This window comes from Cupriavidus sp. 05N38 (genome assembly GCF_056397345.1).
The window spans coordinates 78,209-90,562 of sequence record NZ_JBFTNF010000030.1 but is presented as its reverse complement, the minus strand read 5'-3'; the positions used below and the strand labels follow the sequence as shown (position 1 = coordinate 90,562).

Below are 12,354 nucleotides of genomic sequence, written 5' to 3'. Positions count from 1 at the left end.
CGGTGCAGATTGTGTGCCCCGAGTTGTTGGGGGCCGCGACAATTGTGCCACCGGCCCAGGGCGCTGCAAGCGGCACTCGGAATCAGCGCGGCGCGGGCAGCACCAAGCCCGGTATCCTGTACTGCGACATTGCCTCTACCAGTGGCCGAAGCGGGTAGTTCACCCCACCATAGTTCCGGGCCACGCTTCCGTTGCTGTGCCCGGTCAGCGCATCGGACACATCCTCTGCAATGCCTGCCTCCCGTGCGGCATCCTTGAACTTGTGCCGGAAGCTGTGGAAGACCATCAGCTTGTCTGTGACCTTGACCTTTCGCAGGTATTTGCCAAACCACTTGGACCAGTTGCCGCTCTCTGCGCCCATCGTGTCGGGGCGTAGCTCATGGAAGATGCGTTCCCGGCCCTTGGCTTGCTGCGCGTACTTGATGAACCCAAGCCGCTGTAACTCGGCGTGTACTGGCACTCGGCGGCGGCTGGCAGCGTTCTTTAGCCCCTGACCCTCTCCCCTGTCCGTGATGGCGATAACCCATGCCGTGCGCTCTGTCCCGTCTGAGTCGCGGTACGACTCCGGGTAGACGTTTTCGGGCCGAAGCTGCGCCAGTTCTTCGAGCCGGGCACCGGTGAACAACCCGAGCAGCGGTAGCCAGTACGCCGCCTCGCCCGCTCCACCTTGGGGCCGTGCCCCTTGGGCATGAACCGGCCCGTCGAAGATGGAGGTCAGCGCAGGCAAGTCAAACGGAAGACGCGCCTCCTTGGCCCGCTTCTGTTCCAGTACCTTGACGCCAGACGCCGGGTTCGCGGGCAGTAGCAGATTGCTTGCCGCATAGTTGAGCAAGGTGCTTAGGTTCGTAAGCTGCTTGTTGGTGTTTGTCGCGGTCTGCCCCAAGTCGAGTAGCTTGTCCTTGAACTGGACGACATGCCGCCGCTCAATCTGCTCAACGGGGAGTTTCCCGACAAGATCATGGAAGCGACGGACTACGCGGTTCTGGATGCTGATGGTACGGGTATCGGGGTTACGTTCTGCCGCCCACTTGCCCACCAATTGCGGGAGGGGCGTCCCTGGCCCCTTAGACGGCGCGGCAGGCGCTTCCGGCACGGGAGGTGCGGACACGCTGCGCACGCTGCCGTCACCCGTCAGAAAGGCCCGTAGCGCGTTCCTGTGGGCCTCATGGACGGACGGCGGGTGATGGGGGTCCAGTTCCCCATTTAGGACCGCTTCCTGTGTGATCAAGCCCCAGCGCTGCCGATCCATGAAGTCCGTGACGGCCTCATGCCCCCGCGCAAGTGCGTCATCACGGCGGCGGCGGATAGCGGCGAGGGTTCGGGAGGCGACGGCGTCAACGTCGATCTGCGGGGCAGGTGGTGCGGCGGGCGGGGTATCGACAGCGCCAGCGGTTGCGGCGGCAGCCAGCCCGGCCCGAGCCTGTTCGAACTCGGCATCAAGGGCCGCACCGGCAACGCGGCAGAGGCGTTCGGCCTCTCGGCGGTCGGACGTGCCCAAGGCCCGCATGATCTCCATGCGCCCGTAATGCTGGACTAAATCAGTAGGGATTCTGCGGCGGACGTAGTAGCGGGAGCCGCGCTTGGAAAGATGAGTACACATGGCCTGATTATCTCCGGCTTGTGTAACACCCACATGAGACATAGCAATGAAAAAGCCTTGATCCACAACGTTTCCATTGTAAATCAAGGCTCTTGATTTGGTCGGGGTGAGAGGATTCGAACCTCCGGCCTCTACGTCCCGAACGTAGCGCTCTACCAGGCTAAGCTACACCCCGTTTTGTTTTTATCGCCGCGCCAGAAATATTGTTGCTGCGAGAAAGAACAAAAGTTTAGCAGCCTTTTTTCCGCTTGGGAAGGGGTAGCTGCGCATTCCGTGTGTTCCGCGTTCAGGACTGGCGTTGCAGCGAGAACGCGCACAGGTCGATGAGCGTCTGCTTCAGCGGCGATTCGGGGAACAGCCGGGCGGCTTTCTCCGCCGCCTCGGCCTCGCGCTGCGCGGCCTGGAAGGTGACTTCCAGCGCGCCGCAGTCGTGGATCGCCGCGAATACGGCATCGAAGTGCTCGGTGCCGCCCTGCAGGATGGCTTCGCGGGCGAGCGTGCGCTGCTGGGCGGTGCCATGCTCCATCAGATGCAGCAGCGGCAGGGTGGGCTTGCCCTCGCGCAGGTCGTCGCCGGCGTTCTTGCCCATCTGCTCGGCGCTGGCGGTGTAGTCCAGCATGTCGTCGATCAGCTGGAAGGCGGTGCCGATGCGGCGGCCGTATTCGGCGGCGGCTTCCTCGGTGGCGGCGTCGGCGCCGGCCAGCACGGCGCCGAGCTGGGCCGAGGCCTCGAACAACTTGGCCGTCTTGTAGCGGATCACCTGCAGGTAGCGCTCCACGGTGACGTCGGGGTCATGCATGTTCAGCAACTGCAGGACCTCGCCTTCGGCGATCACGTTGGTGGCGTTGGAGAGAATCTCCATGATGCGCATGCTGCCGGCGTCCACCATCATCTGGAAGGCGCGCGAGTAGAGGAAGTCGCCGACCAGCACGCTGGCGGCGTTGCCGAACACCGCATTGGCGGTCTCGCGGCCGCGGCGCAGCTCGGACTCGTCGACGACATCGTCGTGCAGCAGGGTGGCGGTGTGGATGAACTCCACCACCGCGGCCAGGTCGTGGTGACGATGGCCGTCGTAGCCGAAGGCCCGCGCGGACAGCAGCAGGATCACGGGGCGCAGGCGTTTGCCGCCCGCGCTGATGATGTACTCGCCGATCTGTTCGATCAGCGGCACTTCCGAAGCGAGGCGCTGGCGGATAACCGAATCAACGGCGCGCATGTCGGCAGCGACCGGGGCAAGCAAGGCAGTGGCGGAAGACTGGGACAAGATGTTCACCGTTACGCAAAACCCGCCGATTATAAGCGATGCGGGTGTATGTATGTCCCCTGAACGGGGGGTGCCGCCACGTCGCAGGCGGCTTGCTGCCCGCGGGCCAGCGGGTCCGGCGAGCCGCCCCGCGGCCTATAATGCGGGCATGACCGATCGAGATGCCGCTTCGCGCCGCCGGCTGCGGCGCACCGCCTGGTGGGCCGCCTTCGCCGCATTGGCGGGGTTCCTGCTGGCCGACCTGATCTGAGCCGCCACCTCCCGCTCGCCGGCACAATGTGCGCCCGGCGGCGCCGGGCTAGCTATGTGCCTGTTTTCTTTGTACTTTTCCCGGATCTCATATAGAATCACGGGTTTCCTCCGGCCGCTTTGCGTTGTTTGCGGTTGCGCCGGCGGGAGATAACCGGCGCCAATTGGGCTGTCCGGGCTGCCGGCTTCATCCCGCACCACGCGGGGCGAACGGGCGCCAGGGCAAGCTGGCATTGGCTTTCGGCGTTTTATTTCACATCGAGAGGTTCGACAATGTACGCGGTCGTAAAAACCGGCGGCAAGCAATATAAGGTTGCTGCTGGCGAAAAACTTAAAGTAGAACAGATACCGGCAGACATTGGCGCAGAAATCACGCTCGACCAGGTGCTCGCAGTGGGCGCAGGCGACCAAATCAAATTTGGCACGCCGCTGGTTAGCGGGGCTTCCGTCAAGGCTACCGTTATCTCCCAAGGTCGTCACGATAAAGTGAAGATCTTCAAGATGCGCCGTCGCAAGCACTATCAAAAGCGTCAGGGCCATCGTCAAAATTACACCGAGCTGCGCATCGAAGCGATCGTTGCCTGAGCCTTGCTCAGCGATCATCGAAATCAAGCGTAACTAGGTAAAGTAAAAGCGACAGGAGTTAGTCATGGCACAGAAAAAGGGCGGCGGTTCCACACGGAACGGCCGCGATTCCGAATCGAAGCGTCTGGGCGTCAAGGTGTTTGGTGGCCAGGCCATCAACGCCGGCAGCATCATCGTGCGTCAGCGCGGTACCCGCGTGCACCCGGGCGAGAACGTTGGCATTGGCAAGGACCACACCCTCTTTGCCCTGGTCGACGGTCACGTGCAGTTCGCCGTCAAGGGCGCTGCCAAGAAGCAGCAGGTCAGCGTCGTTCCGGCAGCCTGATCACCGCCTTTGCAGCACGAAGGCCCCGCAGTACTTGCGGGGCTTTTTCATTTCTGGCGACAATGACATCGTCGCCATTCGCCGCGCCCGTGTCTCCTGCCATCCCGGCCGGACGCACGTCTTGCGGCCGCTCCACCACGGAAGGTCATCATGAAGTTCATCGACGAAGCCAGAATTGAAGTCATTGCCGGCAATGGCGGCAACGGCAGCGCATCGATGCGGCGCGAGAAGTTCGTGCCTTTCGGCGGCCCGGACGGTGGCGATGGCGGCCGTGGCGGCAGCGTGTTCGCAGTGGCGGACCGCAACATCAACACCCTGATCGATTTCCGCTACGCCAAGAAGCATGTGGCGCGCAACGGCGAGAACGGCCGCGGCGCGGACTGCTACGGCGCGGGCGGCGAGGACGTGACGCTGCGCATGCCGGTCGGCACGCAGATCCTGGACATGGATACCGGCGACCTGATCGCCGACCTGACCGAGCACGGCCAGACCGTCTGCCTGGCCGAGGGCGGCATGGGCGGCTGGGGCAACCTGCACTTCAAGTCCAGCACCAACCGCGCGCCACGCCAGCAGGTGGACGGCAAGCCGGGCGAGCGCCGCATGATCAAGCTCGAACTGAAAGTGCTGGCCGACGTTGGCCTGCTGGGCATGCCCAACGCCGGCAAGTCGACGCTGATCTCGCATATTTCCAACGCGCGCCCGAAGGTGGCCGACTACCCCTTCACCACGCTGCATCCCAACCTGGGCGTGGTGCGGGTCGACCACGAGCAGTCCTTCGTGGTGGCCGACATCCCCGGCCTGATCGAAGGCGCGGCCGAGGGCGCCGGACTGGGCCACCAGTTCCTGCGTCACTTGCAGCGCACCGGGCTGCTGCTGCATATCGTCGACCTGGCGCCGTTCGACGAGAACGTGGATCCGGTGGCGGAAGCGCGCGCCATTGTCAACGAGCTGAAGAAATACGACGAGAGCCTCTACGACAAGCCGCGCTGGCTGGTGCTCAACAAGCTCGACGTGGTGCCCGAGGAAGAGCGCGAAAAGCGCGCGAAGGACTTCGTCAAGCGCTACAAATGGAAGGGCCCGGTGTTCCGCATCTCCGCCCTGACCGGCGAAGGCTGCCGCGAGCTGATCTACGCGATCAAGGACCACCTCGCCGCGATCAAGGCCGAGGAAGCGGCTGCACTCGAGGAACCGGACATCCGTTTCGACGAGCGCCTGCACAATATCGACCAGGGCGGCAACGCGCAGGACTGAGCCAGGCGCGGCCCGCCACTGACAATAACGGCATCACCCAGGAAGTACCCAGGAGACAGGATCCCGCCATGCAATCGGTCATCGCCCAGGCAAAACGTATCGTCGTGAAGGTCGGGTCCAGCCTGGTGACCAACGACGGCAAGGGGCTCGATCACGACGCCATCGCGCGCTGGGCGGCCCAGATCGCCAAGCTGCGCATGGCCGGCAAGGAAGTCGTGCTGGTCAGCTCCGGCGCCATTGCCGAGGGCATGCAGCGCCTGGGCTGGGTGCGGCGCCCCAAGGAAATCCACGAATTGCAGGCCGCCGCCGCGGTGGGCCAGATGGGGCTCGCGCAGGTCTACGAAAGCCAGTTCGGCCGCTACGGCATCCGCACCGCGCAGGTGCTGCTGACCCACGCCGACCTGGCCGACCGCGAGCGCTACCTCAATGCGCGCTCGACCCTGCTGACCCTGCTGTCGCTCGGCGTAGTGCCCATCATCAACGAGAACGACACCGTGGTCACCGACGAAATCAAGTTCGGCGACAACGACACCCTCGGCGCGCTGGTCACCAACCTGATCGAGGGCGATGCGCTGGTGATCCTGACCGACCAGCGCGGCCTGTACACCGCCGACCCGCGCCGCGACCCGCAGGCCGCCTTCGTGGACGAGGCGCTGGCCGGCGCGCCGGAACTCGAGGCCATGGCCGGCGGCGCCGGCACCTCGATCGGGCGCGGCGGCATGCTGACCAAGATCCTGGCCGCCAAGCGCGCCGCCAAGTCGGGCGCGCATACCGTGATCGCCTCGGGGCGCGAAGCCAATGTGCTGGAGCGGCTGGCCGGCGGCGAAGGCATCGGCACCCAGCTGCTGGCGCCGACGGGCCGCCTGAACGCGCGCAAGCAATGGATGGCCGATCACCTGCAGATGCGCGGGCGCGTGGTAATCGACGCCGGCGCGGTCGAAAAGCTCACCAGCGGCGGCAAATCGCTGCTGCCGATCGGCGTGGTGGAGGTGGAAGGTGAATTCGCGCGCGGCGAGGTCATCGCCTGCGTCGACGCGGGCGGGCGCGAAGTGGCGCGCGGCATCACCAACTACTCCAGCGCCGAGGCCCGCCTGATCGCCCGCAAGCCGTCCTCGGAGATCGAGCGCGTGCTGGGCCACCAGAACGAGCACGAACTGATCCATCGGGACAACCTCGTGCTGGTCTGAGGGGGCGGGCGGGGCAAGCAAAAAGGGCTGCACATCGTGCAGCCCTTTTTGCTTCGCACCGGCGCGTGGCCGGCGCGTGTCAGCGCACGTTCAGGCTCTTGCGCGGCGCTTCGCCACGCAGTTGCTTGACGATGTCCTGTGCCTTGCCGGACGCGGAGCGTCCTTCGCAGAAGAAATCGGTGGCCAGCGCGCCGGCGTAGTTGTTGCGCACGCCGTTGACGATGCGGATCCAGCCGTCGCGGTCGTCGCTGCCGTTGCGCACCCATTCCTTGGCACCCTTGGGCAGCGTGGCGAACAGCTTGCGCTCGTACGAATCGCAGCGCAGGCCCTCGAAGCTGGTGGTGCGCACGCCGCTCGGGCCGGTGATGACCACGGTGTAGCGCACGGCGCCGTCCACGCCGACCGAAATCGACTTGGCATCCACCCAGAAGTTGAAGTTGCCGGTCGGGCTGACTTCGAACGGGATCAGGTCGGCGTCCTGCGGCGGCGCCGGCAGCTGGGTCGCGACCTCGTTGAACTGGCGCGGGCCGAACGGATCGAGCAGGCTGAATTCCTTCTTGGGCGTGTAGTCCTCTTGGTCGGCGTCCGGATCCACCTTGGTGTAGGTGGGGGCGCTGCCGCAGCCGGCCAGGCCCAGGGACAACATTGCCGCCAGCAGGCAGGCGGCGGGCAGCCGGGCGCGCAAGCCCCGGCCGGCAGATTCAATCATCGGTACTCCGTTCTGTGGACGCCGGGTCGGCCGGCGATGTTGCGCCCTGTTCGTGGGCGTGGTGGTCCTGGTTGCCGTGCGCCAGGTGGGCGATGCCGTCGGCATGTGCGTCAGGTGTCGCGTAGGCAGATCCCGGGCGCGCCGGCAAATGCCTGCCGTGCGCGCCATGCGTGCCGTAAGGGCTCAGTGGCGCGCGGGTATTGCGCTGCAGGAAGCGGGACAACTCGTTCAGCGCGAGCTGGTACACCTCGCGCTTGAACTCGATGACCGCATCGAGCGGCACCCAGTAGTGGCTCCAGCGCCAGGCATCGAACTCCGGGTGGTCGGTGGCACGCAGGCGGATGTCGCAATCGCGGCCCGCCATGCGCAACAGAAACCAGATTTGCTTCTGTCCCCTGTAATGGCCGCGGATTTCGCGGCGGATGAACTTGTCCGGCACCTCATAACGCAGCCAGTCGCGCGTGCGACCGACAATCCTGACATGCTCGGGCAGCAGACCGACTTCTTCATGTAGCTCGCGGTACATCGCCTGTTCCGGCGTTTCGCCGTATTTGATGCCGCCTTGAGGAAACTGCCACGAATGTTCGCCGATACGCTTGCCCCAGAACACCTCGTTCCGTGCGTTGATGAGGATGATGCCGACGTTCGGGCGAAAGCCTTCACGATCGAGCATGACTGCACCTCGAATCCTTTAGAATTACGTCGATTATAAAGGAAGCGCGTAATGCGGCTTTATGCAACGGGGTGCTGGTTTTCCCCGAGCAAAAAGCGCTGTTTCAGGCGCACGCGCGCAACGGATTCGCGCCATCCTCCGCCCGCGGCTTGCGGCAGCGGACATGGCCTCACGAGAAAGCAACGGATGAAAGCCTCGCAATTCTTCATTTCCACCCTCAAGGAAGCCCCTTCCGACGCGGAAATCGTCTCGCACAAGCTGATGATGCGCGCCGGCATGATCAAGAAGCTCGGCGCCGGCATCTATAACTACATGCCGGTGGGCCTGCGGGTGATCCGCAAGGTGGAAAACATCGTGCGCGAGGAAATGAACCGCGCCGGCGCGGTCGAGCTGTCGATGCCGGTGATCCAGCCGGCCGAGCTGTGGCAGGAAACCGGCCGCTGGGACAAGATGGGGCCCGAGCTGCTGCGCCTGAAGGACCGCAACGAACGCGATTTCGCCGTGCAGCCCACCTCCGAGGAGGTGGTCACCGACATCGCCCGCAGCGAAATCCGCAGCTACAAGCAGCTGCCGGTCAATTTCTACCAGATCCAGACCAAGTTCCGCGACGAGCGCCGGCCGCGCTTCGGCATCATGCGCGGGCGCGAGTTCACCATGAAGGATGCCTATTCCTTCGACCGCGACACGGCCGGGCTCAAGGTGTCCTACGACAAGATGTTCGACGCCTATGTGCGCATCTTCCAGCGCTTCGGCCTGGAGTTCCGCGCCGTGGCGGCGGACAACGGCGCCATCGGCGGCTCCGGCTCGCATGAGTTCCACGTCATCGCCGACACCGGCGAGGATGCCATCGTCTATTGCCCCACCTCGGACTACGCCGCCAACATGGAAGCGGCCGAGGCCCTGCCGCTGCTGGCCCAGCGCGCCGCGCCGGCGCAAGACATGGTGAATACGCCCACCCCGGGCAAGGCCAAGTGCGAGCACGTGGCAGAACTGCTGGGCATCCCGCTGGCGCGCACGATCAAGTCGCTCGTGCTGGCCACCGACGGCGAGGCCGGCGCGCAGATCTGGCTGCTGCTGCTGCGCGGCGACCACGAGCTCAACGAGGTCAAGGCTTCCAAGGTACAAGGCCTGGCCGAGTTCCGCTTCGCCACCGAGGCCGAGATCGTCGAGACCTTCGGCACGCCGCCGGGCTACCTGGGCCCGATCGGCGCCAAGAAGCCCATCAAGGTGGTGGCGGACCGCACCGTTGCCAATATGAGCGACTTCGTCTGCGGCGCCAATGAAAAGGACTATCACCTGACCGGCGTGAACTGGGGCCGCGACCTGCCGGAACCGCTCGTCGCCGACCTGCGCAACGTGGTGGCCGGCGACGCCTCGCCGGACGGCAAGGGCACGCTGGAAATCTGCCGCGGCATCGAGGTGGGCCATGTGTTCATGCTCGGCACGCGCTATTCCGAGTCGATGGGCGCCACCTTCCTGGACGAGAACGGCAAGACCCAGCCGATGCAGATGGGCTGCTATGGCATCGGCGTGACCCGCATCCTGGGTGCGGCCATCGAGCAGAACTTCGACGAGCGCGGCATCATCTGGCCGGCCGCCATCGCCCCGTTCGCGGTGGTGATCTGCCCGGTTGGCTATGACCGTTCCGAGGCCGTGAAGGCCGAAGCCGACCGCATCCACGCCGAACTGCTGGCAGCCGGCGTCGATGTGATCCTGGACGACCGCGGCGAACGCCCCGGCGCCATGTTCGCCGACTGGGAGCTGATCGGCGTGCCGCACCGCGTGGTGGTGGGCGACCGTGGCCTGAAGGAAGGCCGCGTCGAATACCAGGGGCGGCGCGACGCCGAGGCCACGCAACTGCCGCTGGCGGACGTGGTCGGGCACGTGCGCGGCCTGCTGTCCGCCTGAGCCCATGCGCGCCCCGGGCCGCAGCCTTGGCGCTCGCTGCCGTCATCTGCGCCTGGCGCAGGCCGGCGCGGCTTTGCTGCTTGTGCTCAGCGCGGCTGCGCATGCGGGCGCCCAGAAGGAAGAAGACCTGGCCGACTCCGTGCGCGGCGCGCTGGCCGCGGCCATCGCCGACAGCCGCCCGCTGCGCCCGGCTTTCGCCACCGGCGGCGAGCAGCTGGCCTACGTGAAATGGCTGGAGGAGATGTCGCACCGGCTCGCCGCGCGCATCCCCGAGCCGCAGGTGCGCATCGAGCTGATCGAGACCGCCTACTACGAGGCCAAGCGTGCCGGCCTGGAACCTTCGCTGGTGCTCGGGCTGGTGCAGGTCGAGAGCAATTTCCGCAAGTACGCGATCAGCGGGGCAGGCGCGCGCGGGCTGATGCAGGTCATGCCGTTCTGGTCGCGCAGCATCGGCGACGGCGATGCGCGCAAGCTGTTCCACCTGCAGAGCAACCTGCGCTACGGCTGCACCATCCTGCGCCATTACCTGGACCGCGAGCAGGGCGACCTGTTCCTGGCGCTGGGGCGCTATAACGGCAGCCGCGGCCGGCCCGAGTATCCCCATGCGGTGCTGGCGGCGTGGAAGCGCTGGCAGTATTCCGAGGCCACCGTGACCGTGGCCGGCGAAGCCGATCCCGGCACGGCGGCGCGCGCGCGCGCGCTGCCGCCGGAGGCGCCATCGCGTAATCCGTTCTCGCCGCAGCGGCTGGCCAATCCCTCATGAGCACGCCTGGCACGACCGGTGGCGGCAGCGGCGCCGGCAAGCCCGGCTACGCCAGTTCCTCGCCGGACCTCGAGCGCTGGCTGCAGCGCCATATCGCGCAAGGCTTCGGTGCCGAAGCGCTGGTGCAGTCGATGTGCCAGTCGGGCTACGATCCCGCCTTCGCGCGGACCACGGTGGGTGTCGCGCTGGCGGCGACGCGCGGCGTGGCCCGGGGCGAGAGCGCCGGGGGCGAAACGGACACCGGCCAGTCCGCCGGCAAGCCGCAACCTCCTGCCGAGGCCCGCGATCGCGCCGCCAATTTCCCCGCCCGCAACGCCGCGCACCATGCCGGGCGCGACATCCCGATCCTGTTCGCGCTGTCCGCGCCGCGCGTGGTGCTGTTCCAGCAATTGCTGACCGATGCCGATTGCGACGCCCTGGTGGCGCTGGCGCGCGGCCGCCTGGCGCGCTCGCCGGTGATCAACCCCGACACCGGCGACGAGAACCTGATCGATGCGCGCACCAGCATGGGGGCGATGTTCCAGGTGGGCGAGCATCCGCTGATCGAGCGCATCGAGGACTGCATCGCCACCGTGACCGGCATTGCCGCGGAGCGCGGCGAGGGCCTGCAGATCCTCAACTACAAGCCCGGCGGCGAGTACCAGCCACACTACGATTTCTTCAATCCGCAGCGCCCCGGCGAGGCGCGCCAGCTCAGGGTGGGCGGGCAGCGCATCGCCACGCTCGTGATCTATCTCAACAGCCCGCCCGCGGGCGGCGCCACCGGTTTCCCCAAGCTCGGCCTCGAGGTGGCGCCGGTGAAGGGCAACGCGGTCTATTTCAGCTACCGCAAGTCCGACGGCACGCTGGACGAGCGCACCCTGCACGCCGGCCTGCCGGTCGAGGAAGGCGAGAAATGGATCGCCACCAAATGGCTGCGCGAGCGGCCCTACCGGACCGGGTGATGCCCCGGGCGATCTACCGGACGGCGCAAGGGCCGGCGGGCATGCAGCCCGGTCGCTACTGGTCCGACCCGGCCATGCCCTTCGTCGAAAGCCGCTGCGCCAGCGACAGCGGCGCGGCCTACCTGCCGCATACCCATCCCACCCTGTCGATCGGCGCCGTCGACGGCGGCCACAGCATGTTCAGCACACAGGCGGGAGCGGTGCGCCTGTCGCCGGGTGACGTGGTGGTCATCCCGGCCGGGCAGGTACACGCGTGCAACCCGGCGCCGGATGGGTGCTGGAGCTACCAGATGCTGCACATCGACCCGGCATGGGCGGCCGCGGCGCTGGCCGCAGGCGGCGTGGCGCCTGCTTTGCCGGCGGCGCTGGCGCGCGTGCGCGTCACCAGCGCCGCCGACACCTACGCGGGCCTGTGCGCGCTCAACCGCCTGCTGTTCTCGGCGGCGCCGGGCGCCCGCAAGGAAGCCGCGCTGGCCGGGTTTGTCGCGGCGCTGTTCGGCGGCGACGACCGGCGCCAGTCCGTCGGCGCGCCGCCTGCGCCCGGCGAGCGCGGGCGCCTGGCCGGCCTGGTGGCGACCCTGCGCGAGCGCCATGCCGAGCCGCTGCCGCTGGCCGAGATGGCGCGCAGCGCCGGCATGAGCCGCTACCAGTTGATCCGCGCCTTCCGCGCCGAGACCGGCATGACCCCGCACGCTTACCAGCTCGACCTGCGCATCAACCACGCGCGCCTGTTGTTGCAGGCGGGCGGCGCGCCGGCGGACATCGCCCAGATGCTGGGCTTTTCCGACCAGAGCCATTTCCAGCGCGCCTTCAAGCAGCGCGTCGCGCTCACGCCGCGCGGCTTCCAGCGCCGCGCCGGCTGAGCCCGCGCGGGCCACCGCGTGCAATTTTCTCCA

The 12,354-nt window shown here is 66.7% G+C and carries 12 protein-coding genes and 1 tRNA gene; 8 read left to right on the top strand and 5 right to left on the bottom strand.

Annotated elements, in window-relative coordinates; all coding sequences use genetic code 11:
* Positions 1-82: 82 nt before the first annotated feature.
* The 3 genes from AC1DK4_RS22025 to ispB all read right to left on the bottom strand — a co-directional run bounded on the left by AC1DK4_RS22025 (position 83) and on the right by ispB (position 2,816).
* Entirely contained in the window at positions 83-1,666 is a 1,584-nt protein-coding gene (locus AC1DK4_RS22025) for a DUF6538 domain-containing protein (protein ID WP_477117021.1), read from the bottom strand.
* Between the two features lie 32 nt (positions 1,667-1,698).
* Positions 1,699-1,775 (bottom strand) — tRNA-Pro (locus AC1DK4_RS22020).
* A gap of 111 nt (positions 1,776-1,886) precedes the next feature.
* The gene (ispB, locus tag AC1DK4_RS22015) at positions 1,887-2,816 is read right to left on the bottom strand and encodes an octaprenyl diphosphate synthase (RefSeq protein ID WP_441617925.1); all 930 of its coding nucleotides are present in this window, start codon (positions 2,814-2,816) and stop codon (positions 1,887-1,889) included.
* Between the two features lie 570 nt (positions 2,817-3,386).
* Here ispB and rplU point away from each other — a divergent pair.
* From rplU to proB, 4 genes are all read left to right on the top strand, one after another.
* Positions 3,387-3,698, top strand: coding sequence for a 50S ribosomal protein L21 (gene rplU, locus AC1DK4_RS22010; RefSeq protein WP_006576525.1), 312 nt, complete (start codon positions 3,387-3,389; stop codon positions 3,696-3,698).
* 64 nt (positions 3,699-3,762) lie between these two features.
* Positions 3,763-4,023 carry a 50S ribosomal protein L27 gene (gene rpmA, locus AC1DK4_RS22005; protein ID WP_441617834.1) on the top strand — a complete coding sequence of 87 codons (261 nt, stop codon included), beginning with the start codon at positions 3,763-3,765 and terminating at the stop codon, positions 4,021-4,023.
* 150 nt (positions 4,024-4,173) lie between these two features.
* Positions 4,174-5,274: a GTPase ObgE gene (gene obgE, locus AC1DK4_RS22000; protein WP_441617832.1), complete on the top strand. Its 1,101-nt coding sequence runs from the start codon at positions 4,174-4,176 to the stop codon at positions 5,272-5,274.
* Positions 5,275-5,342: 68 nt separating this feature from the next.
* Positions 5,343-6,461: a glutamate 5-kinase gene (gene proB / locus AC1DK4_RS21995; protein ID WP_441617830.1), complete on the top strand. Its 1,119-nt coding sequence runs from the start codon at positions 5,343-5,345 to the stop codon at positions 6,459-6,461.
* A 79-nt stretch (positions 6,462-6,540) separates the two neighbouring features.
* Here the strand turns inward: proB and AC1DK4_RS21990 are convergent, their stop codons facing one another.
* On the bottom strand, positions 6,541-7,170 hold the full coding sequence (locus tag AC1DK4_RS21990) for a CNP1-like family protein (RefSeq protein ID WP_441617828.1): 630 nt from the start codon (positions 7,168-7,170) through the stop codon (positions 6,541-6,543).
* Complete coding sequence (locus AC1DK4_RS21985; RefSeq protein WP_441617826.1) at positions 7,163-7,843, bottom strand: RNA pyrophosphohydrolase; 681 nt, start codon at positions 7,841-7,843, stop codon at positions 7,163-7,165. Before AC1DK4_RS21985 ends, AC1DK4_RS21990 begins: the two co-directional genes overlap by 8 nt.
* A gap of 186 nt (positions 7,844-8,029) precedes the next feature.
* On the opposite strand from AC1DK4_RS21985, the gene AC1DK4_RS21980 reads away from it, so the two are divergent.
* Genes AC1DK4_RS21980 through AC1DK4_RS21965 form a run of 4 tightly spaced genes read left to right on the top strand, consistent with a single transcriptional unit; the run spans position 8,030 to position 12,321 of the window.
* Positions 8,030-9,751 (top strand): proline--tRNA ligase, encoded by a 1,722-nt coding sequence (locus AC1DK4_RS21980; RefSeq protein ID WP_441617824.1) that lies wholly within the window; start codon positions 8,030-8,032, stop codon positions 9,749-9,751.
* 4 nt (positions 9,752-9,755) lie between these two features.
* Positions 9,756-10,514: a lytic transglycosylase domain-containing protein gene (locus AC1DK4_RS21975; protein ID WP_441617822.1), complete on the top strand. Its 759-nt coding sequence runs from the start codon at positions 9,756-9,758 to the stop codon at positions 10,512-10,514.
* Positions 10,511-11,458, top strand: a complete 948-nt coding sequence (locus AC1DK4_RS21970) for a 2OG-Fe(II) oxygenase (RefSeq protein WP_441617820.1) — start codon at positions 10,511-10,513, stop codon at positions 11,456-11,458. The genes AC1DK4_RS21975 and AC1DK4_RS21970 overlap by 4 nt, the downstream gene beginning before the upstream one ends.
* Positions 11,458-12,321: an AraC family transcriptional regulator gene (locus tag AC1DK4_RS21965; protein WP_441617818.1), complete on the top strand. Its 864-nt coding sequence runs from the start codon at positions 11,458-11,460 to the stop codon at positions 12,319-12,321. The genes AC1DK4_RS21970 and AC1DK4_RS21965 overlap by 1 nt, the downstream gene beginning before the upstream one ends.
* The last annotated feature ends 33 nt before the right edge of the window (positions 12,322-12,354 follow it).

Bases quoted from the DNA above. Each gene is read 5' to 3' on its own strand.
- rplU (WP_006576525.1), top strand. From the start codon at position 3,387: ATGTACGCGGTCGTAAAAACCGGCGGCAAGCAATATAAGGTTGCTGCT.
- ispB (WP_441617925.1), bottom strand. From the start codon at position 2,816: ATGCGCGCCGTTGATTCGGTTATCCGCCAGCGCCTCGCTTCGGAAGTG.
- AC1DK4_RS21990 (WP_441617828.1), bottom strand. From the start codon at position 7,170: ATGATTGAATCTGCCGGCCGGGGCTTGCGCGCCCGGCTGCCCGCCGCC.
- AC1DK4_RS21965 (WP_441617818.1), top strand. From the start codon at position 11,458: ATGCCCCGGGCGATCTACCGGACGGCGCAAGGGCCGGCGGGCATGCAG.
- rpmA (WP_441617834.1), top strand. From the start codon at position 3,763: ATGGCACAGAAAAAGGGCGGCGGTTCCACACGGAACGGCCGCGATTCC.
- AC1DK4_RS21980 (WP_441617824.1), top strand. From the start codon at position 8,030: ATGAAAGCCTCGCAATTCTTCATTTCCACCCTCAAGGAAGCCCCTTCC.
- proB (WP_441617830.1), top strand. From the start codon at position 5,343: ATGCAATCGGTCATCGCCCAGGCAAAACGTATCGTCGTGAAGGTCGGG.
- AC1DK4_RS21975 (WP_441617822.1), top strand. From the start codon at position 9,756: ATGCGCGCCCCGGGCCGCAGCCTTGGCGCTCGCTGCCGTCATCTGCGC.
- obgE (WP_441617832.1), top strand. From the start codon at position 4,174: ATGAAGTTCATCGACGAAGCCAGAATTGAAGTCATTGCCGGCAATGGC.
- AC1DK4_RS21970 (WP_441617820.1), top strand. From the start codon at position 10,511: ATGAGCACGCCTGGCACGACCGGTGGCGGCAGCGGCGCCGGCAAGCCC.
- AC1DK4_RS21985 (WP_441617826.1), bottom strand. From the start codon at position 7,843: ATGCTCGATCGTGAAGGCTTTCGCCCGAACGTCGGCATCATCCTCATC.